The 21,766-nt window shown below is 65.7% G+C and carries 16 protein-coding genes; 10 read left to right on the top strand and 6 right to left on the bottom strand.

Translation table 11 applies throughout. The annotated features are described in order from the left end of the window. Position 1: 1 nt before the first annotated feature. Positions 2–469, top strand: coding sequence for a membrane protein (locus tag N511_RS0116860; RefSeq protein ID WP_009241557.1), 468 nt, complete (start codon positions 2–4; stop codon positions 467–469). Between the two features lie 251 nt (positions 470–720). Here the strand turns inward: N511_RS0116860 and N511_RS0116855 are convergent, their stop codons facing one another. Next, on the bottom strand, positions 721–1,296 hold the full coding sequence (locus N511_RS0116855) for a histone H1-like DNA-binding protein (protein ID WP_004632965.1): 576 nt from the start codon (positions 1,294–1,296) through the stop codon (positions 721–723). A gap of 1,292 nt (positions 1,297–2,588) precedes the next feature. On the opposite strand from N511_RS0116855, the gene N511_RS25275 reads away from it, so the two are divergent. From N511_RS25275 to N511_RS0116820, 6 genes are all read left to right on the top strand, one after another. After that, entirely contained in the window at positions 2,589–2,954 is a 366-nt protein-coding gene (locus N511_RS25275) for a hypothetical protein (RefSeq protein ID WP_155954065.1), read from the top strand. Positions 2,955–3,034: 80 nt separating this feature from the next. Further along, a complete protein-coding gene (locus N511_RS0116845) occupies positions 3,035–3,835 on the top strand; it encodes a collagen-like triple helix repeat-containing protein (RefSeq protein ID WP_027680354.1) in 801 nt (266 codons plus the stop codon). Between the two features lie 132 nt (positions 3,836–3,967). Beyond that, on the top strand, positions 3,968–5,125 hold the full coding sequence (locus N511_RS0116840) for a collagen-like triple helix repeat-containing protein (protein ID WP_027680353.1): 1,158 nt from the start codon (positions 3,968–3,970) through the stop codon (positions 5,123–5,125). Positions 5,126–5,191: 66 nt separating this feature from the next. Further along, on the top strand, positions 5,192–5,647 hold the full coding sequence (locus N511_RS0116835; protein WP_027680352.1) for a DUF2147 domain-containing protein: 456 nt from the start codon (positions 5,192–5,194) through the stop codon (positions 5,645–5,647). Positions 5,648–5,972: 325 nt separating this feature from the next. After that, the gene (locus N511_RS0116830) at positions 5,973–7,313 is read left to right on the top strand and encodes a hypothetical protein (protein WP_027680351.1); all 1,341 of its coding nucleotides are present in this window, start codon (positions 5,973–5,975) and stop codon (positions 7,311–7,313) included. Positions 7,314–7,421: 108 nt separating this feature from the next. Then, positions 7,422–8,318 carry an EamA family transporter gene (locus N511_RS0116820; protein WP_155954064.1) on the top strand — a complete coding sequence of 299 codons (897 nt, stop codon included), beginning with the start codon at positions 7,422–7,424 and terminating at the stop codon, positions 8,316–8,318. Here the strand turns inward: N511_RS0116820 and N511_RS0116815 are convergent. From N511_RS0116815 to N511_RS0116805, 3 genes are all read right to left on the bottom strand, one after another. Continuing rightward, entirely contained in the window at positions 8,315–9,397 is a 1,083-nt protein-coding gene (locus N511_RS0116815) for a M14 family metallopeptidase (RefSeq protein ID WP_027680349.1), read from the bottom strand. The two genes, N511_RS0116820 and N511_RS0116815, sit on opposite strands and share 4 nt — an antisense overlap. Before the next feature lie 163 nt (positions 9,398–9,560). After that, positions 9,561–10,769 carry a ribonucleotide-diphosphate reductase subunit beta gene (locus N511_RS0116810; RefSeq protein WP_027680348.1) on the bottom strand — a complete coding sequence of 403 codons (1,209 nt, stop codon included), beginning with the start codon at positions 10,767–10,769 and terminating at the stop codon, positions 9,561–9,563. A gap of 116 nt (positions 10,770–10,885) precedes the next feature. Further along, a complete protein-coding gene (locus N511_RS0116805) occupies positions 10,886–13,870 on the bottom strand; it encodes a ribonucleoside-diphosphate reductase subunit alpha (protein WP_027680347.1) in 2,985 nt (994 codons plus the stop codon). A 650-nt stretch (positions 13,871–14,520) separates the two neighbouring features. Here N511_RS0116805 and N511_RS0116800 point away from each other — a divergent pair. From N511_RS0116800 to N511_RS0116790, 3 genes are read left to right on the top strand one after another with little or no spacing between them, the layout of a single operon-like run. Beyond that, positions 14,521–16,551, top strand: coding sequence for an alkaline phosphatase family protein (locus tag N511_RS0116800; RefSeq protein ID WP_027680346.1), 2,031 nt, complete (start codon positions 14,521–14,523; stop codon positions 16,549–16,551). A gap of 30 nt (positions 16,552–16,581) precedes the next feature. After that, complete coding sequence (locus tag N511_RS0116795) at positions 16,582–16,782, top strand: hypothetical protein (protein ID WP_027680345.1); 201 nt, start codon at positions 16,582–16,584, stop codon at positions 16,780–16,782. A 36-nt stretch (positions 16,783–16,818) separates the two neighbouring features. Beyond that, positions 16,819–18,978 (top strand): phosphocholine-specific phospholipase C, encoded by a 2,160-nt coding sequence (locus tag N511_RS0116790; protein ID WP_027680344.1) that lies wholly within the window; start codon positions 16,819–16,821, stop codon positions 18,976–18,978. A gap of 563 nt (positions 18,979–19,541) precedes the next feature. Here the strand turns inward: N511_RS0116790 and ampD are convergent. Further along, on the bottom strand, positions 19,542–20,138 hold the full coding sequence (ampD, locus tag N511_RS0116785) for a 1,6-anhydro-N-acetylmuramyl-L-alanine amidase AmpD (RefSeq protein ID WP_027680343.1): 597 nt from the start codon (positions 20,136–20,138) through the stop codon (positions 19,542–19,544). Beyond that, positions 20,131–21,756 carry a sigma-54-dependent transcriptional regulator gene (locus N511_RS0116780; protein WP_027680342.1) on the bottom strand — a complete coding sequence of 542 codons (1,626 nt, stop codon included), beginning with the start codon at positions 21,754–21,756 and terminating at the stop codon, positions 20,131–20,133. Before N511_RS0116780 ends, ampD begins: the two co-directional genes overlap by 8 nt. Positions 21,757–21,766: the final 10 nt, after the last annotated feature.

Genomic DNA, 21,766 nt, shown 5'->3' with positions numbered 1-21,766 from the left:
CATGAAACCCATCTATCGCATCGGCGCCGCGACTCTGCTGGTCGCCGCCCTTGGCCTGCAAGGCTGCGCCATGGGCACCAACTCCAACAGCGCCTATACCTCGGGGCAGGCGCAACGTGAGCAGACCGTGCGCTTCGGTACGGTAGATTCCGTGCGCAATGTCGTGATCGATCGTGAGCAGACCGGCGTTGGCACCATTGCCGGCGGCGCGATCGGCGGCATCGGTTCGGCTGCAGCCATCGGGCGCGGCAACGGCTCGGTGGCGGCGGGTGTGCTCGGTGCGATTCTCGGTGGCGTTGCAGGCAGCGCGCTCGAAGGTCAGATGAACAAGCGGCCTGGCCTCGAAATCACCGTCAAGCTCGACAACGGCGAATACCGCGCCATCACGCAGGATGCCGACGAGGCGTTCCGCCCTGGCGAGCGCGTGCGCCTGCTGTCATCGGGCGGCGTGACGCGCGTCACGCACTGATCAAACGCGCTCGGCTGATACGCCGAGGGGTTCATCGGAAAACCGCATCGGCACCGCGCCGGTGCGGTTTTTTTATGCTCGCGAGAAACGTATGCGCAACGCGCGGGCAAGAAAAAGCCCGCCGGGGCGTGAGCCGATCGGCGGGCGGTGCAAGACACCAAGGCCTTGCGGACCGGATACGCAGTATCCGATCAGGTGGGCGCGACCTGCGCGCCGCTGTGGTCCCGGAGGATCACCGTCGTCAGAATGACTTACGGACGGTTGCCGGTCGGGAACGGCCATGCCGCAGCCGGGTTCAGCGCGGTCTTGGCAGCGGGTGCAGCAGGTGCAGCGGCCGGAGCAGCAGCGGGCTTGGCGACAGCCTTCTTGGCCGGAGCCTTCTTCGCAGCAGGCTTGGCGGCAGCCTTCTTGGCAGCCGGGGCCTTCTTCGCTGCAGCCTTCTTCGCAGCAGGCTTGGCAGCAGCCTTCTTGGCAGCCGGGGCCTTCTTCGCTGCAACCTTCTTCACTGCGGCTTTCTTGGCCGGAGCCTTCTTGGCTGCAACCTTCTTCACTGCAGCTTTCTTGGCCGGGGCCTTCTTGGCTGCAACCTTCTTCACTGCAGCTTTCTTGGCCGGAGCCTTCTTGGCTGCAACCTTCTTCACTGCGGCCTTCTTGGCGGGTGCCTTCTTGGCAGCGACCTTCTTAGCTGCAACCTTCTTGGCCGGGGCCTTCTTAGCGGCCGGAGCAGCCTTCTTTGCAGCAGCCTTCTTGGCGGCCGGAGCCTTCTTTGCAGCGGCCTTCTTGGCCGGGGCCTTGGCGGCCGGTTTCTTCTTAGCAGCAGTTGCCATGGGAAACTCCTTCAAGATTGGGTATCGAACTATCGAGATTGAGCAACCCGACCGGCCCGATCCCACGATGCATTGGCACCGCCAGACCAACCGAGCGAGCGATTCATCGGCGCGCCACCAAACGGCAGTCGCACGCTAATGAATTCGGTACGAAGATCTGCGACTTGCGCGGTGAACACACGCAGCAAGTTGCACGCCCCGGTTGCGCGCACGAGCGCAGCCGCAGTCGGCCGGACAGAATGCATCCGGCGAGTCTTCATCAATTGAGAGGACCGGGGCATCGTGGCCACACCGGTCGAAATCTGATCTTGCGCGAATCGCTGCGTAGACCGCAAAGCCGCTTGCAGCGTGACTTTGCGGACAGCGAAAAACTGGAGAGCGCGCGTTTTCTTTTGGGGGTAGTACGCCCATCCCGACGGGGGGATCGCAGAGACGGCACCGAGTTCAAACAGCCCTGTCGGCGTGGCGTGCATCAAAGTGGTTACGCTCCTCGACTACCTTTCACTTGCCGCTTGGAACTTCATCGTCGTTGATCGCGCGAAGGTCCCTTGCATCGAAGTCAACGTCTTGTCAAGGCGAATCATAATTCGTTTGCGCGGTGATGTTAAGAGATTTATGCAAAAAGCGCGGCGAGTTTTGGTGAAGGATTGCGCTGCGTCTGTGCGTCGCTGCGATTCGCATCGCGCATGCGCGCAGATCGCTGTCGCGAATGCGCATTTTCTTGCGTCGTGACATCACGTTGCGACGTTGCTCCACGTTGACACACGCGTCCCGCAAACCCAGTGTTCATGCCGGTTTACAGCAACACGCAATGTTGTGCGCGTGTGCATCATGAACTCGTGCGCGCGGCTCGTGCGCATTCGGCATCGTCGTGCGCGACGACGCGCGAGCTGCGCGATGCGCGTCGAAAAAAACGATGCGTAGATGCGACAACGCGCGCGAATTTTCCGCACTCAACACGTCGATACGCGTGCGATCGGTGCGATCGACGCGTGCATATCGACGTGCGGAGGATGTCGATCGACGCTGCTGACACATCGCGCTCACCTTCGATCGGCACCGCGCGATGTCGATGCGATTGCGAAGACCGACTGCATGCATGCAGCACCCGCAAATCGCGTGCCGCGCATCCGATGCGCGAGGTCGCTGCGATGGGCCGAAGCATCGACGCATGCATGCGCGCGACATCGATCCGCGCACGCCGGATGGATGCCGATGCATGCGACGCTGACATCGGATCGTGACAATGCCGAACTGCATGCGCGCACGACATCGATAGCGCGACCCGCACGATGCTCATCCGAGCGTCGATCGCCGGAAAACCCTGCTCAGCAACCGCTGAAAACTTCACGCAATCGCGTTTGAAACGACGCTGTTTTACGACGATAGAAGGATTGTTCTACGGCAATCCACGGGCCATTTTTGCTGCACCCCTGTCGTCCGAAGAATGGCTTGCAGCGACGTTTTATTCGGGATCGATCTCGCAAATTGCTGCGACCGCAAATCCGGGTGTCAGGTTGGCGCTGATTGTCATGCCATTCGGTTTCACTTCACGATCCGCTCACCACATCAGCACGGCATCGATCGCGCGGTGTGGCACGGGCCTGCGCGTGGCCCGTGACAAGACAGGGAGGTCGTCGCCAACCCTGCATGGCTGACGACGACAAACCCGACGAGCAAAGAGCGCAAGACAGAAGGGGTCCAACAAGCGTTCTGTTCTGAGTAGTGGAGGCACAAGATGCGCGATCGAGCGTTCTTGTCGAAATCGAATCCGCCGAAGTGCGGACTGTTCGTGCAGTGCATGCTGGCGACGGCATCGCTCGCCATGTTGGCCGGTTGCGCGAATTCGGGCAGCGGCGACATGGGCACCTCGCTTGGCGGCGGCGGCGATTCGCAATCCAAGCCGGCGATCGCGGCATCGAGTTCGCCCACGTGGTCGAACGGCAGCAGCAACGGCAGCAATGCAACGGGTGACACCGGCTCGACCGGCAACACGCCCATCGCGACGCTGACCGGCCCTGTCGAACAACTGACGACCACCACCATCACCGCCATCGTGCCGCTCACCAGCGCGTTGACTTCCACCACGCGAGCCGTGGGGGCCGCAACAGGATTGGGGGCTCCGGTCAGCAACGTGTTGGCGACGCTGGGTGGTGCGCTCGGCAGCGAGGGACGCACGATCACGACGGCCGGCAAGGGCGATGCGCTGGTGTCGACGCTGGGCAACACGGTCGGCGCGCTCGGATCGCTCACCAGTGGGCTAGCGACGGTGGTCGCACCGGCGACGCCATCGGCAACGGGTAGTGCTCCGGCAGGTGCGTTGACCGGTGCGCTCGGTGGTGCGCTGGCGCCGGTCACGACGGCTGTCGGTTCGTTGACAGCGGGGTTGCCTGGTGCTGGCGCGCTCAGCTCCGTTGGCGCAGTCGGCAGCAGCGGCGCCGCGGCAGGTCCGCTGGGCGGATTGAGCGGCGTCAGTACAACGGTGGGCGGTTTGGTTGGCGGTGTGCTGTCGGGTGTGACATCCGGCGCGCATCACTAGCCATCGCTCAGTAGAACTTTCTTTGCATTCGACGGCAAACGCAGGCGGATGCTACCCGCTGGACGCCAGATGCGCGTTCTTCTGACCCGGCGGTGATACGCGGTACGGGCCGCGCTTACAAGGAGACTCACCATGAAGATTCAGAACCCGCTCCACGCTTCTTCCTCCGATTCGCTGTCGGTGGTTTCAGCATCGCGCACGCTGCTGGCGGCAGCTGCAGTGGCCGTGCTGACGCTGGCCGGTTGCGCTTCGGGCGGCAACCCGAACGGTGATACGACACCGTCGTCGTCGGCCAACAACGACCCCGGCGCGGTGCCGGTCGGCAACGTCGCGGGCGGCGGCGGCAACGTCGTCACGCAGACCGGCAAGACGGTCAGCGATCTCGGCACGACCATCGGCACGGCGTCGGTGCCCGTCATCGGCGGCACGGCGGCGCAGAAGGATCTGGGTGCGACCGTCACCTCGGCCGGCAACACGGTGCAGACATTGGGCGGCGGCATCAGCAATGGGCTCGGCAAGATCGGCTCGACACCCGACCCGGTCGGCACCACGGTGCAAAGCTCGGGTGACGTGATCCGCTCCGCCGGGGTGACGGTCGGCAACGCGGGGCAGACCGTCTCGGATCTGGGTGCCGCCGGCAGCCCGCTGGCGCCGCTGAATCCGGTGACGTCGCCGGTGGGCAGCGGTGTGTCTGCGCTGGGCCAGGTGATGCAGGGTGCTGGCGGGCTCGTCACGATTGGCACGTCGAGCGGCCCGGTGCAGCAGATCACGCAGCAGACCAGCAACGCGATCGTGCCGCTGTCGTCGCAGCTCGTGAACGGCACGCAGACGGTCGGCAGCGCGACGATGCTCGGCGGCCCGCTGGCCGGTGCACTGAATACGGTTGGCGGCGGCCTGCAGAGTGCCGGCGCGCAAGTCGGCGCAGCCGGCGGCAACCCGCTCACGCGTGACGTGGGCGGTGTGGTCGGCGCTGTTGGCGGCACGGTGGCGAGCGCCGGCGGCCTGGTCAATGGCGGCAGCGGCGGCTCGACGAATCCGCTGGCGCCGATCACCAGCGCGCTCGGCGGTGGCCTCGGCGGTGGCAGCAATCCGCTCGCCCCGGTGACGGGTGCGCTGTCGGGTGGCGGCAGCAATCCGCTGGCGCCGGTCACGAGCGCACTGACCGGCGCCGCGGGCAGCGGCAACCCGCTCGCCCCGATCACGAATGCGCTGGGTGGCGTCACGAACGCCGCCGGCGGCTCCGGCAGCAATCCGCTGTCACCCCTGACCGGTGCGTTGAGCGCGCATTGATCCCTGCGCCGGCATCACCGATCAGCCCTCACCGATTCTTTTGACTGACAACAAGGAGACTCCACGATGCAACATACCCCCCACGCTCTCGCGCGCCTGGCTGGCGCACTGGCCCTCGCACTGGCAGCTGGCAGCGCCTTCGCGCAAGCCACCCCCGCCGGTACCTGGAAGACCATCGACGACAACACGGGCAAACAGAAAGGCGAAGTGACGATCGTCGACAACGGCGGCACGTTCACGGGCAAGGTCACCAAGATCCTGGTGCCTGGCGACGAGAACAAGACCTGCACCAAGTGCACGGACGACCGCAAGGACCAGCCGATCAAAGGCCTGACGATCCTGACGGGCCTGAAGGCGAACGGCAACAACAACTGGGATGGCGGTCAGATCCTGGATCCGGAAAACGGCAAGGTCTACAGCGCGAAGATGTCGCTGTCGGAAGACGGTCAGAAACTGAACGTGCGCGGCTTCCTGGGCATCAGCCTGCTGGGCCGTACGCAGACCTGGATTCGCGAGCAGTGATCGCCCGCCGATAGCGAAAGCTAGCAAGACATCCCAACGCGCGGCGGTGCCCTCCCTCTGGGCGGGCGCCGTCTCTTCAGGCGCCGGTGCAAGCCGGCGCCTTCTTTTTTACGGAAATCCGCACAGCGCGCGCACGGCATCGCCATTAAAGAAGCCCTGCCCATCGCCGTTACACCGGTGTGGAGTCGCGAACCCGCGCGGCCCTGACCGCCGAGATTTCACGCCTGATTCCCCAACGAGGGGAGGGGCGCCGTGCCGTTCTCTGACGTGTCGCATGGTGCTATGCTGCGCGCCAGAGAACCGATAAAACCAAGTTGGAATAGCCATGCCCGAGCGCAACCGGCCGCCATTGAGGGGCCTTTTTGGCGCGATTGCCGGGTCGACCACCAGCGTCTATGCCGGAGCAGGAGACACCGCCGGCGGCGCCCATGAGCCGATGTCCGGCGGCCGCTCCACTGCGGTGCGCGATGTCGCTGCACACGATCTGGCCAGCGATACCGCGCTGTGGCGCTTTGCGCTGGCCGCAGAGCACGGCGGCCGCGCGCCCCACCCCGATGCCACGTTGCGCGACGATCTTTCCGTCCTGCGCATCCTGCGCCACCCCGACGGCCTACGCTTGCTCCGGCAAGGACTGCGCGGTGCGTTCCCGGGATCGGCCCTGCGCCTGACCACTTTCTGGCCTGAAGAGCAACCGCATGCGTATCCCGCGCGCGCCGAATCGCGCCCAGCGGAATTCGGCGATCTGCTCGTGCTGATGCGCGTGCGCGGCGCGGTGCCGACGCTCGATTGCCGCGCGCTGTTTCTCACCAGCCGCCGCATCGACCAGCCCGACGATGCGCTCGACAAGCACCACGCCCTGCCGCAGATCAACCTGTATGAAGGCTGGCCCGATTTCAACGTCTATGCGCGCTCGCCGATCAAGTCGCGCAACGCAACCTTCCTCGGCAAGTTCGATTTGTCGGCCGAGCTGGACCCGCTGCGCCGCGTCGGCCGCGACCAGCGCCAATGGCGCTACCTGACGCCCTGCACGGGCCTGCAGCAGCACGCGCAATGGCCGGGCGCACGTCCGGCTTCGCCGCTGCAATGGCGCTGGCCTTCCGGCCCGCAAGCGGCCGGTGCTCCCACCTCTGGTTCGTTCACCGGCCTGCTGCGCCAGCTCGCACGGCCAGAAGGTCCCGGCGAAGACTGCTCCGCCGGCACCGATGTGCCGACGTGGGGCCGCCTCATCAACAAGCTGCTCGACCACAGCTGGGAAGTCGCCCCGAGCCACGCGCTCAAGAGCGGCAACATCAGTTCGCTGGCGTTCTGGACGCGGCTGCGCGGCTTCCTGACGGCGGAATACCTGCTCGGCTCGCACTCGCTGCAGAAAGGCTTTGGCGCGTCGTTGCAGTTCGAGATGGCCAACGGCCTGCAGGACATCGCCCGCGACGACTGGACGGCCACCACCGGCTTCGACCCCGAAGACCTCGACGTGCCCGGCGTGCGCGGCACGCTGCAGCGTATTGCGGCGTCCAAGCTGGCCGTCTTCGGCATGAGCGCCGAAGATCCGGCACCGCTCGCTGCCCCGCGCCCGCAACGTGGCGTGACCCCGCGCCCCGACGGCGAACGCGAAGGCCAGCGCGTGTTGCTGATCGACGTGATCCGCCCCAGCGCTGCCGCCCTGTAAGCCTGCCAATTCGATAAAAAGCGACGCCCACGCCGCCGAGAACGCAACGATTTCTCGGCGGTGCGCGGCTATGCTGTGGCGTTCTCTGCCGCGCCTCCGCTGTCGCTCATGTCTTCCGCTGCTTCCGCCTCCGCCACTTCCACGACGACCACCTCCCCCTGGATGCCCATCCTCGCGCTGATGGGCTCGATGGCCTCCGTGTGCCTCGGCAACTCGTTTGCCAAGACGCTGTTTCCGGTGCTGGGCGCCGCGGGCACTGTCACGTATCGGGTGACGATCGGCGCGGTGATCCTGCTGGCGTTCTGGCGGCCGTGGCGCCTGCACCTGAGCCGCGCAGATGCCGGCCGCATCGCGCTGTACGGCGTCACGCTGGCGAGCATGAACCTGCTGTTCTACCTGTCGCTGCAGCGGCTGCCGATCGGCATCGCGATCGCCATCGAGTTCACGGGGCCGCTGGTGCTGGCCGTGCTGCTGTCGCGCCGCGCGCTGGATTTCGTGTGGATCGGGCTGGCGGTGGCCGGCCTGCTGATGCTGACGGTGGCCGACAAGTCGGTCGGGCAGGTCGACCACCTGGGCGCTATTTATGCGCTGGCCGCCGGCGTGTGCTGGGCGCTCTACATCCTGACGGGCAAGAACCTCGGTGGCCTGCATGCGGGCCAGGCGACGTCGATCGGCATGGTGGTCGGTGCGCTGTTTGCGATTCCATTTGGCGTGGCGCAGGCGGGGTCGGCGTTGCTCGCACCTTCGCTCATTCTGGCGGGACTCGGGATCGGACTGCTGTCGAGCGCGATTCCGTATTCGCTCGAGATGGTGGCGCTCAAGCATCTGCCGGGCAAGACGTTTTCCGTGCTGCTGAGCCTCGAGCCCGCCATCGGCGCGCTGGCGGGAGCGATCGTGCTGCAGGAGCAACTGACCGGCCGCCAGTGGGTGGCGATCCTGGCCATCATCGCTGCGTCGGCCGGATGCGCGCTGACGGTGCGGGCACCCAAGCCCGTCCAAAGCTAGCCGGAACACCGCGCCACGGCTTGCAATACAGCCATGCGCGTCTGCGCGTAGATCATCCCCTTCCATTCCGGCACGTCGCAATAGAACGCATCACGTAGCGCTTGGCGGATGCCGGCCCGCAGCGCGGCGCCCTGCTCCGGATGGCGATGCAGCCAGTGGTCCGCCCGGAGCGCCTGCAGCACGTCCAGCGGCGCGAGCGTGCCGAACTCCAGCGTGACGCAGGTCTTTTCGATGCCGGGCAGCAGTTCGTAGGCGATGCCGACCAAATCGCCCTTGACCACCGAAGAGACCGAACCGGCGGCGGCAATCGGCCGGACATCGGCGCCCCACGTGCGCATGGCGCGCTCAAGTTCGGCGGGATCTGGGCTGTTGAAGATCTTCTCGCCGTGGCCGTAGTGGCCGAGCCCGGTATGCAGATCGATCCACACCAGCTGCGACATGGCTGCCGCATGCCGCGACACGATCCCGCGCATCTGCAGCGTGCTCCAGCACGGCGCGCTGCCGCCGTAGAACATGCCGTCCGGCACGCGGTATTGGCCGCTCGTTGCGGCGTCTTGCAGGGCTTTCTCGCCGCGGGTGACCATGTAGTGCTGCAGCGCTGCCTGGTCGGCCTGGCTGGGCGGCCACGTGTGCGGCAGCAGGAGCGGATCGACTTCAAGGTAGGCCGGATTGGCGGAAGCGGCCTCCGCAAAGTCGACGCTGTTGCGGTTCAGGTCAACGTTCTCTTCATTCACGCGCCGCAAGTGCGCAAACCCATACGGATTGACCGCGTGCACCAGCAACAGCGCGACCTTGGCGGCCGCCAGCCGCGCGAAGAGTTCGTCGTCTTGCAGCAGGCCGGTCTGGCAACCGGAGCCGCAGAACCCCTCCACGCCATGGACGCCGGAGGTGACGATCAGCAGCGCTTCAGCCTGCGCGGGCGCAAGCAGCGCGGTGTCGATGGAAAGCTGCTCGCCGGATGGCCCGACCGCATCCGGATGCAGATGGCGCTCGATGCGGAGCCCCCGGGCCTGCGCAGCAGCGAGGAACTTGCCGCGAGCTTCATCGTAGGTCTGCGAGAAGAAGGCTTCGACCGTCATGACGGGATCCGGTGCAGTGATTGCCGCAGCCTGCCATGTCTGACAGGCGCGGCGCAATCGCACGCACGTGAATCGATCGCCCCAAATGCAAACAGGCGACGCGTGGTGCATCGCCTGTCTACGTTGATGCCGGGTCGAACAAGCGTCGAGCGGCTAGCTCAGATCACTCCCAGGACAGCGCGCCGCCGGTCTGGTACTCGATCACGCGCGTCTCGAAGAAGTTGCGCTCCTTCTTCAGGTCGATCATTTCGCTCATCCACGGGAACGGGTTTTCTTCGTTCGGGAACAGCGCGTCCAGGCCGATCTGCTGGCAGCGGCGGTTGCAGATGAAGCGCAGGTAGCCCTTGAACATCGGTGCGTTCAGGCCCAGCACGCCGCGCGGCATGGTGTCTTCTGCGTAGCGGTATTCCAGGTCGACGGCCTTCTTGAACAGCTCCGTGATCTCGGCCTTGAACTCGGCCGTCCACAGGTGCGGGTTCTCCAGCTTGATCTGGTTGATCAGGTCGATACCGAAATTGCAGTGCAGCGACTCGTCGCGCAGGATGTACTGGTACTGCTCGGCAGCGCCGGTCATCTTGTTCTGACGGCCCATCGCCAGGATCTGCGTGAAGCCGACGTAGAAGAACAGGCCTTCCATGATGCAGGCGAAGACGATGAGCGACTTCAGCAGCTTCTGGTCGTTCTCGGGCGTGCCGGTCTTGAACGACGGATCGGTCAGCGTGTCGATGAACGGGATCAGGAACTCGTCCTTGTCGCGGATCGACTGCACTTCGTGGTACGCGTTGAAGATCTCGGCCTCGTTCAGGCCCAGCGATTCAACGATGTACTGATACGCGTGCGTGTGGATCGCCTCTTCAAACGCCTGGCGCAGCAGGTACTGGCGGCATTCCGGCGCGGTGATCTGGCGGTACGTGCCCAGCACGATGTTGTTGGCGGCCAGCGAGTCGGCCGTCACGAAAAAGCCCAGGTTGCGCTTGATGATGCGGCGCTCGTCTTCGGTCAGACCGTTCGGATCTTTCCACAGGGCGATGTCGCGGGACATGTTGATTTCCTGCGGCATCCAGTGGTTCGCGCAGCCGGCCAGGTACTTTTCCCAGGCCCACTTGTACTTGAACGGCACCAACTGGTTGACGTCGGTGGCGCCATTGATGACGCGCTTGTCGGCAGCGTTCACACGGCGGTTGCTCTGTGCGGCAGCGGCGTTCGGATTGTTGCCGAGGATGCCCGTGCCGGCGGCCTGCGTGGCCGACGGGGGCAGCACGCCGCCCTGATCGGCGGTGGCCGTTTGCAGCTGCGGCTGCGGTTGATACGCCGGCTGCGGTGCAGCCGAAGGTTGTGCGGCAGGTTTGACGTCGTCGTCCCAGCTCAGCATATGTGTTTCTCCTAATTCTTTGCGCGTCGCTCCCGCTCTTTCGGAGCGCGAGTCCAGTGTCGTGCAGATCCCGGCGCCCCCGCTTGCGCGGGAGCAACCTCAGACACTGTTTTGACTTATTGGCAGGCTTCGCATTCCTCGAAACCGGGGTCGCCCGGGCGCATCGTGCACACGGCGCCTTCGGCTTCCGGCATCGCCTGGGCGGTGGCGGCAGCGGCATCCAGCGCGCTGGTCGGCGCGGCCGATGTCACGCCGGACGCACCCGCCGCCGATACACCGCCCACGTCGCTACCCGACGACACCGCATTGAGCGTGCCGCGCGACACGGTCGACTTCTCGACGTGCGTGGCGCCGATCGTGCGCAGGTAATACGTGGTCTTCAGGCCACGCAGCCACGCCAGCTTGTACGTGTCGTCCAGCTTCTTGCCCGACGCGCCGGCCATGTAGATGTTCAGCGACTGCGCCTGATCGATCCACTTCTGGCGGCGCGATGCCGCTTCCACCAGCCATTGCGGTTCCACTTCGAAGGCCGTTGCGTACAGATCGCGCAGGTCTTGCGGGATGCGGTCGATGCGGGCCAGCGAGCCGTCGAAGTACTTCAGGTCGGCCACCATCACTTCGTCCCACAGGCCGCGTGCCTTCAGGTCGCGCACCAGATAGTCGTTGACCACCGTGAATTCGCCCGACAGGTTCGACTTGACGTACAGGTTCTGGTACGTCGGCTCGATGCAAGCAGACACGCCGATGATGTTGGAGATCGTTGCCGTCGGCGCGATCGCCACGCAGTTCGAATTGCGCATGCCGTACTGCTTGATGCGGCCGCGCAGGCTGTCCCAGTCCATCGTCGACGACATGTCGGCTTCCAGGTAGCCGCCGCGCTCTTCGGCCAGCAGCTTGAGCGAGTCTTGCGGCAGGATGCCGCGATCCCACAGCGAGCCCTTGTAGCTGCTGTAGCGGCCACGCTCTTCGGCCAACTCGGTCGACGCCCAGTAGGCGTAGTAGCACACGGCTTCCATCGACGTGTCGGCAAACTGCACCGCTGCTTCGCTGGCGTACGGCACGCGCAGCACATGCAGCGCGTCCTGGAAGCCCATGATGCCCATGCCGACCGGACGGTGGCGCAGGTTGGAATCACGTGCCTTCTTGACCGCGTAGTAGTTGATGTCGATCACGTTGTCGAGCATGCGCATGGCGGTGCGCACGGTCTTCTTCAGCTTCTCGTGATCGAGCACGACGCTGCCGTCGGCCTGCTTGACCAGGTGGGCAACCAGGTTCACCGAACCGAGGTTGCACACGGCGATTTCGCTGTCGTTGGTGTTCAGCGTGATTTCCGTGCACAGGTTGGAGCTGTGCACCACGCCCACGTGCTGCTGCGGGCTGCGGATGTTGCACGGATCCTTGAACGTGATCCACGGGTGGCCGGTTTCGAACAGCATGCCCAGCATCTTGCGCCACAGTTGCAGCGCCGGCATCTTCTTGAAGAGCTTGATCTCGCCGCGCGCGACCTTGTCTTCGTAGGCCAGGTAGGCCTGCTCGAACGCCTTGCCGACCTTGTCGTGCAGGTCCGGGCAGGTGGACGGCGAGAACAGCGTCCACTCGCCACCTTCCATCACGCGCTTCATGAACAGGTCCGGAATCCAGTTGGCCGTGTTCATGTCGTGCGTGCGGCGGCGGTCGTCGCCGGTGTTCTTGCGCAGTTCCAGGAATTCTTCGATGTCCAGGTGCCACGTTTCCAGGTATGCGCAGACGGCGCCCTTGCGCTTGCCGCCCTGGTTCACGGCCACAGCCGTGTCATTGACCACCTTCAGGAACGGCACCACGCCTTGCGACTTGCCGTTGGTGCCCTTGATGTGCGAGCCGAGTGCGCGCACATTGGTCCAGTCGTTGCCCAGGCCGCCGGCAAACTTGGAGAGCAGCGCGTTTTCCTTCAGCGCTTCGTAGATGCCGTCCAGGTCATCCGACACGGTGGTCAGGTAGCACGACGACAGCTGGGAGCGACGCGTGCCCGAGTTGAACAGCGTCGGCGTGCTCGACATGAAGTCGAACGACGACAGCAGCTGGTAGAACTCGATGGCGCGGGCTTCGCGGTCGATTTCGTTCAGCGCCAGGCCCATCGCCACACGCATGAAGAACGCCTGCGGCATCTCGATGCGGGTTTCGTTGATGTGCAGGAAGTAGCGGTCGTACAGCGTCTGCAGGCCGAGGTAGTTGAACTGGAAGTCGCGCGAGGCGTCCAGCGCCGCGCCCAGGCGGGCCAGGTCGAACTGCGCCAGCTTGTCGTCCAGCAGCTCGGCGTTGATGCCGCGCTTGATGAACTGCGGGAAGTAATCGACGTAGCGCGTACTCATTTCCGCTTGCGTGACTTCTTCGCCGAGGATTTCGCGGCGGATCGTGTGCAGCAGGATGCGCGCCGTGACCTGGCTGTACGCCGGGTCTTTTTCGATCAGGGTACGCGAGGCCAGGATGGCCGAGTCGTACACCTGCGTCATCGGCACGCCTTCATACAGGTTCTTGACCGTTTCCTTGAGGATCGGCTCCGGGTCCACCGCTTCGCCCAGACCTTCGCAGGCCGAGACGATCACGTTGCGCAGCGCTGCCATGTCCAGCGGGCGGGTGATGCCGCCGTCGGTCACGTTCAGGCCGATGAAGGCCGGTTGCTGCTGGGTTTCACCGGCTTGTGCGCGCTCCTGGGCGCGGCGCTCGCGGTACAGCACGTAGGCGCGGGCCACGTCGTGTTCGCCCGAGCGCATCAGGGCCAGTTCGACCTGGTCCTGCACGTCTTCGATATGGAACGTGCCGCCGTTCGGGCGGCTGCGCAGCAGTGCGCGCACGACGTTCTGCGTTTGTTGGTCGACCAGCTCGCGCACACGCGCGGAAGCAGCACCCTGCCCACCATTCACGGCGAGGAAAGCCTTGGTCATGGCCACGGCGATCTTCGAAGGCTCGAAGCTGACCACGGCGCCGTTGCGGCGAATGATCTTGTAGTCGGCAAGATTGACGCCGGAAGCGGTGCCGGGGGCCACGGCCGTGCCGCCAGCGCTTTGCGCAAATTGCGAAGGATTGGCGGTGCCGGAGTGGATTTCGGATTGGGCCGTCTGCATGTGGACTCCTGTTGAACCGTTCGTTTTATTGGCTCGCCGATGGTGAAGCACCCTGGGCGAATCCTTGCGCTACGCGGAGAAATGAGACGGAAAAGACCCCTGCCTTTCCTCAGCCCCCAAGCGCCGGCTCGACCTGCCGTACGCCCGCCCCCGCGTGGCGCTGAAATAAGAATCCCGGAAAGCGACCACTACATCTAGTGTTCAACTCCGGGATTGACGCTAAGTATAGTGGCCCAATCGAATTTGCCTAGACTTGACAGGTGGGGGCGGAGGGCTATTTTTCACCCGCCAATGCAGTGCCGCAAACCCGCGACGCCAGTCTGCACAAAGGGTCGGCGGGACTGGCGTGCGGCGTCGCAATGACCGTCTCTTCAGAATAATTCTTTCTATCGACGTCGCAAGTTCAATAGACGTCACCTCATCTACGGTAGGGGTATGTGTGCGGCGCACTGCACCGGTGCACGCGTGCCGCGCCCCGGGGCATTCCTCGACATCCCCCCGCTCAAGAAATCCGAATAGCCGCATCAGCATTCTTGCCGCGGCTGTCACTTGAGCGACAGCCCCCCACCCTACGCTTCGGTCGCATTGCAGGGAGCGCAATCACAGCGGCGAGACACCGAGCGCCGCGCACAACGACCGAGGAAATCGACATGGCTTGGAATCACCCCGCCCGCCGCCTGCTAACGGCCGCGCTGAGCACGACCGTGGCAGCGACGCTGGCGACTACATTGACCGCATGCGGCGGTGGCGACAGCAGCCCCGTCGCCAACCAGGGCAGCACGGACGCGCCCTCCGCCAGCGCCAGCAAGAAGGTGCTGATGGTCGGCGTGGACGGCGCCACCTATGCGCAGGTACAGAGCGCGCTCTTGCAGCGCAGCCTGCCGAACCTGGCCGCGCTGGCAGTGATGCCGGCATCGACCGGCGGCACGCTCGGCACCACCACCGCCCAGCCGCCGCTGGACACACCGAGCTGGGCCACCGTGCTGACCGGCGCTTGGCAAAACCGCCATGGCGTGACCGACGACACGGTCACCACCCTGGCCGCCCCAAGCGTGTTCAGCTACGCGCGCAGCGCCGCCAAGGCAGCCGGCACCACGCAACGGCTGGGCGCCGCCGTCAGCTCGGCCGCGCTGCCGGCGCTGCTCAAGGCGGATCAGCAAGCCGGCAATCTCGACACGCTGGTCGACTGCGCCGAGGTGGACTCCTGCGTGACGCAGAACAGCGTGAAGCTCGTGCAGTCCGGCTACGACGTCGTCTTCGCGCAATACACCGCGCCGGCCGCCGCCGCGCTGGCCTCGGGCCTGCAGAGCGATGCGTACACCGCTGCGCTGGCCAACGTCGACCAGGCGCTCGGCACGCTGCAGGCCGCCATCGCCCAGCGCCGCACCGCCCACCCGAACGAAGACTGGCTCGTTGTCGTCACCACCAGCCACGGCCTGGATGCCACGGGGGCCACCACGTCGGCGCCAACGCTGGAAAACCGTACCGCCTTCATCGCCCTGAACAAGCCGGTCAACGCCGTGCTCGGCAAGATCGGCATGGCGGCGCCCACGTCGGAAGCCACGCTGGCCGCGCTGCCGAGCGAGGCCGACATCGTGCCGACCGTACTGGCGCAGCTGAACGCCGCCGTACCGGCTACGGCGCATCAGCTCGACGGTGCAGCGCTCACGGCAAGTGCCGTCGGCGTGCGCAACGTCCAGAGCACGGTCGGCGCGTACAACGCCTCGCTGGTGCTGAACTGGCAGAACCCGACCCCGGCCAGCGGCCCGATCACCGTGCTGCGCGACGGCAAGCCGGTCGCCACGCTGCCCGCCACGGCCACGCAGTACACCGACAGCAACATCGCTGCCGCCAGCGGCATCTACCGCATCAACTACACGCTGGTGCGCAACAACGTGCCGGTGTCGATGCTCGCGCAGATCGCCTACGTTGCGCCAACACCGCTGGCCACCTCGCTCACCAACGGCCTGGCGGCGTATTACAGCTTCGACCCGCTGCCCCCCACCGACCGCAAAGCCAGTTCGACGATCGGCCCCTGGGTGGCCGGCACCGACGGCGGCTCCGCAACAGCCGACCCGTTTGGCGGCACGGCCCTGTCGGTCGATTCGCGCATCGACGCCTACAAGCTCACGCAGAACGGCGCCGACATCGCACAGAGCCCGCAATTCACCATCGGCTTCTGGTTCAAGTCGGATTGCACGCAGGGCAACGGCACCGGCGAGCCGATCCTCTCCAACAAGAACTACACGTCCGGCGCGAATGCGGGCATCGCGTTCGGCCTGTTCGGCGGCTGCGAGGTGCGCTTCAACCTGGGCAGCGGCGGCAAACGCGACGACATCCAGGGCATGAAGTTCAGCGCCAACCAGTGGGCGTATCTCGCCCTGTCGGTGGACACGCAGGCCAAGCGCTTCAGCGCCTACATCCTCGATCCGGTGCTCGGCGTGCAGAAGGTGGAAGACAAGGCCATCGCCAATACCGACGTCACGAAGCTCAACGGCCTGGCCACCAAGGTCTGGGGCCTGAACGACGACGCCACGCACAACTACGTGCCCAACAACCCGGGCGCGCTCAAGGGCGTGATGGCCTACGACGACCTCGCCATGTGGACGCGCCGGCTGACGCTGGACGAACTCAAGACGATCAACGGTTCGCACCAGCCGCTGTCGTCGCTGAACCCCTGATCCCCTCCCCCAACCCGAACGAGACCGCTCATGAAGCCCTTCATCCACCCTCTCGCGCGGCCGCACCGGCTGGCCGCCGTGCTGCTGTGCGCCGTCACCTTGTCGCTGTCGGCCTGCGGCGGCGATTCGAACGACGGCACGCCCGGCACCGGTACCGGCCCTGGCACCGCCCAGCCCGATCAACCCGGCCAGCCGCCGGCCAACAAGCCGACCCTGCACTGCGCTCCGTAACGCGCGGCTTCCCATCGACTTGCGTTTGAGACCGACATGACTTCCGACACGAACCACGCCAACAACGGCAGCCGCCGCAACTTCCTCAAGATGGCCAGCACGGGGGCGATTTCCGCCGCTGCGCTCGCCGCCTTCCCGCCGTCGATCCGCCGTGCGCTGGCGATTCCCGCCAACAACGCCACCGGCACGATGCGCGACGTTGAACACGTGGTGATCCTGATGCAGGAGAACCGCTCGTTCGACAACTACTTCGGCACGCTGCAAGGTGTGCGCGGCTTTGGCGACCGCTTCCCCATCCCGCTGGCGGGCGGCCTGAACGTCTGGCAGCAGACCTACGTGCCAAGCAGCGGACCGAGCCGCACGGTGCTGCCGTATTACCTCGACAGCAGCGCCGGCAACGCGCAGCGCGTGTCCGGCACGCCGCACAGCTACCCCGATGCGCAGAACGCGTGGGACCTGGGCCGCATGAGCAAGTGGCCGACGTACAAGCAGACGCAGTCGATGGGCTATTACAAGCAGGCCGAGCTGGACTTCCAGTTCGCGCTCGCCAACGCCTTCACGCTGTGCGATGCGTACCACTGCTCGTTCCACGGCGGCACCAACACCAACCGGCTGTTTCACTGGACGGGCACGAACGATCCGACGGGCGCGGCGGGCGGCCCCGTCATCGACAACAGCGGCGATCACCTCGACGCCAGCGTCACCTACAACTGGACGACCTACCCCGAGCGCCTGCAGGCGGCCGGCGTGTCGTGGAAGGTCTACCAGAACATGCCGGACAACTTCACCGACAACCCGCTCGCCGGCTTCAAGGCCTACCGCGATGCCAACGCCGCGCGCGGCAACCTGGCCGACGGCAGCCCGTTCCCGCCGTACACGCCGGCCGACGAAACCGTCAGCCCGCTCATCAAGGGTGTCGGCAACACCATGCCCGACGGCGGCTTCCTGCAGGCCTTGAAGGACGACATTGCCGCCGGCCAGCTGCCGCAGGTGTCGTGGATCGTCGCGCCGGCCACGTATTCCGAACACCCCGGTCCGTCGAGCCCCGTGCAGGGCGCGTGGTACACGCAGGAAGTGCTCAACGCGCTGACCGCCAACCCGGCCGTGTGGAGCAAGACCGTGCTGTTCATCAACTTCGATGAGAACGACGGCTTCTTCGACCACGTGCCGCCGCCCGCAGCCCCGGCCTATGACAACGGCGTGCTGGCCGGCAAATCGACGGTGAGCACGGCCGGCGAATACCACACGGACCAACACCCCTATGGCCCCGGCCCGCGCGTGCCGATGTACATCGTTTCGCCGTGGAGCCGCGGCGGCTGGGTCAACTCGCAGGCGTTCGATCACACCTCGGTGCTGCGCTTCCTGGAACTGCGCTTCAACGTCAAGGAGCCGAACATCAGCGCGTACCGCCGCGCGGTGCTGGGCGACCTGACCAGCGCCTTCAACTTCGTCAACCCGAACACCGAAACGCTGCCGACGCTGCCCAGCCGCGACAAGGCAACCGCCGACTCGATCCGCACCGCGCAAGGGTTGAAGCCGCAGGTGCCGCTGCCCTCCGTCACGGCGCAGCAGATGCCCACGCAAGCCACCGGCACCCGCCCCTCGCGCGCCTTGCCGTACGAACTGCACGTCAGCGCGCGCGAAGACGCCACCAACCGCGCGCTGCGTCTGATCTTCAGCAACACCGGCACGGCGGCCGCCGTCTTCCACGTGTACGACCGCCTGCATCTGGACCGCGTGCCGCGCCGCTATGCGGTCGAGCCCGGCAAGATGCTCGACGACATCTGGGACGTGTTCACCGCCGACAAGGGCAAATACGACCTGTGGGTGCTGGGTCCGAACGGCTTCCACCGCGCATTCTCTGGCGATGTGAGCGCCGTGTCGGCCGCGGGCTCAAGCGCGCCGGAAATCCGCGTGTGCTACGACCTGGCCAACGCCGAGGTCTACGTGACGATGATGAACACCGGCACCGCCGGCTGCACCTTCACCGTCAAGCCGAACGCGTACCGCAATGACGGCCCGTGGACGTTCGACATCCCGGCCGGCAAGCAGCTCGACCAGCACTGGCCGATCGCGCGCCAGGGCAACTGGTACGACTTCACGGTGACGGTGCCGCAAGGCGGTTTCACGCGGCGCTTTGCCGGCCGCATGGAAACGGGCAAAGACGGCGTGTCCGACCCGGCGATGGGCACTTGAGGTAGGGCTCTGAAGTAGAAAGCTCAGCAGGGAAAACGCGGGCGGCCTTCGAAAGCGGGCTGCCCGCTTGCGTTTCGTCGTCCGCAGGGAGTGACTTGCGGCATGCCGGCGTCGAAGGGGCGAACGCCACGGTTTCACCCCGACGCTTGAGCCTCACATCCTGACGGTCAAGGCTTTTATCCGCACGCGTGGGGCTCAGACCGCCGTGTTCCGAGGTTCGACCGTCATGCGCGAGCCTCCGACGCTGGAATCGTTCACGGATGGATCGACGAAATGACCCTCGGACGGTCGCGCTCCACGGTTTCACACTCGCACGCGAGCCTCGGACCGTGACGCTCCACGGTTTGACCGTCGTGCGTGAGCCTCAAACAGTGGAGATCGACAGTTTTACCCTCGTGCGCGACCCTCGGACTGTGGCGTTCCACGGTTTTAGGCTCGCGTGCGATGCCTGGACATCGACGTTCCACAGTTTCACCCTCGCGCCCGAGTCTTGGAGGGTGACACTCCAGGGTTTTACCGTCGCACGTGAGCCGCAGACGGTGAAGCGTCAGAGGGTTGTCGCGTCAGAGCGCGTGCTGATAGGGGAACAACGCCGCATTGAATCCACCGAGCGCGCGCAGATGTGCCCAGTCGAAATGCGGTCCGGGGTCCGTCTTGCGGCCCGGGGCAATGTCCGAATGACCGGCGATCGCCGCAATCGGATACGCCGCGCAGATCGCCCGCACAAGCGATGCCGTGGTGGCGTATTGCTCGGACGTGAAGGCCAGATCGTCCGTGCCCTCGATTTCGATGCCGACCGAGAAATCGTTGCAGCGCGTGCGCCCGAAAAAATCCGACGCACCGGCATGCCAGGCGCGCGCGTCGCACGATGCAAATTGCACGCATTCGCCCGTGCGACGGATGAAGAAATGCGCCGACACGCGCACGCTGCGCAGCTGGTCGAAGTACGGATGTGCGTCGCAGTCGAGCGTGTTGGTGAAGAAATCGAGCACGTGGTCGGTGCCGAAGTCAGCCGCGGATTGCGCAGGCGGCAGGCTGATGTTGTGCAGCACGATCAGGTCGATCGGCATGCCTGCGGGTCGCGCGTCGATATTCGGCGAGGGATGGCGGCGCGCGCCATCCACCCATCCGTCCGCGCCGATGTGCAACCGTTCAGGCATCGCCGTTCAGCCCATTTCCGGCCGGTTCGCCGACGCTGCCCGGCGACGCTTCAACGTCACGCGGATCGCGAATGCCCAGCTGCTGCATGCGATAGCGCAACTGGCGGAATGACAGCCCAAGCAGCTTGGCGGCGGCCGTGCGGTTAAAGCCCGTCTGGTCCAGCGCGGCAAGGATCACGTTGCGCTCGACCGACTCCAGGTAAGCCGGCAGATCGATCGGCAGCGCAACGCTCGGCAGGGCGGGCTCGGCCGGCCGCGCAACCGGTGCCGGCTCGGGCGATGCCAGCGGTTGCGGCATCCCCATCGGGCTTGGCACGGGCGCGGGCATATAGACGGCATCAGGCCAGCCGGCCATCGGCGACGGGGTCAAGGGGTGATTGCCTGCCGCGGCAGCCTGGGCCTCGCGCGTGCGGTGGAACAGCGGCGAGCGCTCGATCTCGGCACCGAGAGCGCCAAGGTCATCCACGTCGATCGACTCGCCTTCCGCAAATGCGTACGCACGCTCCAGCAGGTTCTCCAGTTCGCGCACATTGCCCGGGAACGGATACGCGCACAGTTGCTGCAGCGCCGGTCGCGTCAGGCGCTTGGGGCGCGGATCGCCGTAGCGGCTGGCGAGCTGCTCGAGCAGCACACCGGCCAGCACGGGCACGTCTTCGGCGCGCTCGCGCAGCGTGGGCATGCGCAGTTCCAGCACGTTCAGGCGGTAGAACAAATCTTCGCGGAAACGGCCAGCGGCCACCAGCCGCGCAAGGTTCTGGTGGCTCGCGCACACGACGCGCACGTCGACCGGATCTTCGCGGCTTTCGCCGATCTTGCGCACGCGGCGCTCCTGCAACGCGCGCAGCAATTTCACCTGCATCGTGAGCGGCAGGTCGGCCACTTCATCGAGCATGAGCGTGCCGCCGTTAGCGGCCTGGAAGAAGCCTTGGCGATCGCTGTCGGCGCCGGTAAAGGCGCCCTTCACGTAGCCGAAAAACTCGGCTTCCATCAGGTTCTCGGGAATCGCGCCGCAGTTGACCGCCACGAACGGCCGCGCCGCGCGCGACGACAACGCATGGATGGCGCGCGCCGCACGCTCCTTGCCGCTGCCCGATTCGCCGCTGATCACCACCGGCGCCATGCTGCGCGCGAGGCGCATCAGCGAGCGGCGCACTTCCTGCATCGCGGCGGAATGGCCCGGCAGCAGATCGTTGGTGCGCTCGGCCAGATCGGCGTTGCCCGGATCGGGGTCGCGCTGCTGACGGCCCAGCGCATTCAGCACGAGGCTGCGCAGCTGGTCGAGCGAAAGCGGCTTGGCGATGTAATCGAATGCGCCGGCCTTGAGCGCTTCCACCGCGTTTTCGGCGCTCCCATAGGCGGTGATGACGGCCACGGGCGTGCGATCGGCCGTGGCAGAAAGCTGGCGCACGAGTTCAATGCCCAGGCCATCTCCCAGGCGCATGTCGGTCAGCACCAGCGCAAAGCGCTGGCGGGAAAGGGCCTCGCGCGCCTCGGCCAGCCCGCTGGCGAGCACGACGTCGTGCCCCATGCGGCGCAGGGAAATTTCCAGCAGCTCGCGCAGGTCGGCTTCGTCATCGACGACGAGAATGGGTTCGCGAACGATGGCGGCTTTGGACATGGATCAGCAG

The organism is Ralstonia sp. UNC404CL21Col (assembly GCF_000620465.1).
GTDB classification, from domain to species: domain Bacteria; phylum Pseudomonadota; class Gammaproteobacteria; order Burkholderiales; family Burkholderiaceae; genus Ralstonia; species Ralstonia flatus.
The sequence above is the reverse complement of the archived record's forward strand: the minus strand, read 5'-3'. Positions and strand labels throughout refer to the sequence as shown.

What these genes read in the sequence shown, in the direction of transcription:
- N511_RS0116860 (WP_009241557.1), top strand. Translation starts at nt 2, where the DNA reads ATGAAACCCATCTATCGCATCGGCGCCGCGACTCTGCTGGTCGCCGCC.
- N511_RS0116780 (WP_027680342.1), bottom strand. Translation starts at nt 21,756, where the DNA reads ATGTCCAAAGCCGCCATCGTTCGCGAACCCATTCTCGTCGTCGATGAC.
- N511_RS0116840 (WP_027680353.1), top strand. Translation starts at nt 3,968, where the DNA reads ATGAAGATTCAGAACCCGCTCCACGCTTCTTCCTCCGATTCGCTGTCG.
- N511_RS0116800 (WP_027680346.1), top strand. Translation starts at nt 14,521, where the DNA reads ATGGCTTGGAATCACCCCGCCCGCCGCCTGCTAACGGCCGCGCTGAGC.
- N511_RS0116820 (WP_155954064.1), top strand. Translation starts at nt 7,422, where the DNA reads ATGTCTTCCGCTGCTTCCGCCTCCGCCACTTCCACGACGACCACCTCC.
- ampD (WP_027680343.1), bottom strand. Translation starts at nt 20,138, where the DNA reads ATGCCTGAACGGTTGCACATCGGCGCGGACGGATGGGTGGATGGCGCG.
- N511_RS0116810 (WP_027680348.1), bottom strand. Translation starts at nt 10,769, where the DNA reads ATGCTGAGCTGGGACGACGACGTCAAACCTGCCGCACAACCTTCGGCT.
- N511_RS0116855 (WP_004632965.1), bottom strand. Translation starts at nt 1,296, where the DNA reads ATGGCAACTGCTGCTAAGAAGAAACCGGCCGCCAAGGCCCCGGCCAAG.
- N511_RS0116790 (WP_027680344.1), top strand. Translation starts at nt 16,819, where the DNA reads ATGACTTCCGACACGAACCACGCCAACAACGGCAGCCGCCGCAACTTC.
- N511_RS0116815 (WP_027680349.1), bottom strand. Translation starts at nt 9,397, where the DNA reads ATGACGGTCGAAGCCTTCTTCTCGCAGACCTACGATGAAGCTCGCGGC.
- N511_RS0116795 (WP_027680345.1), top strand. Translation starts at nt 16,582, where the DNA reads ATGAAGCCCTTCATCCACCCTCTCGCGCGGCCGCACCGGCTGGCCGCC.
- N511_RS25275 (WP_155954065.1), top strand. Translation starts at nt 2,589, where the DNA reads ATGCTCATCCGAGCGTCGATCGCCGGAAAACCCTGCTCAGCAACCGCT.
- N511_RS0116805 (WP_027680347.1), bottom strand. Translation starts at nt 13,870, where the DNA reads ATGCAGACGGCCCAATCCGAAATCCACTCCGGCACCGCCAATCCTTCG.
- N511_RS0116830 (WP_027680351.1), top strand. Translation starts at nt 5,973, where the DNA reads ATGCCCGAGCGCAACCGGCCGCCATTGAGGGGCCTTTTTGGCGCGATT.
- N511_RS0116835 (WP_027680352.1), top strand. Translation starts at nt 5,192, where the DNA reads ATGCAACATACCCCCCACGCTCTCGCGCGCCTGGCTGGCGCACTGGCC.
- N511_RS0116845 (WP_027680354.1), top strand. Translation starts at nt 3,035, where the DNA reads ATGCGCGATCGAGCGTTCTTGTCGAAATCGAATCCGCCGAAGTGCGGA.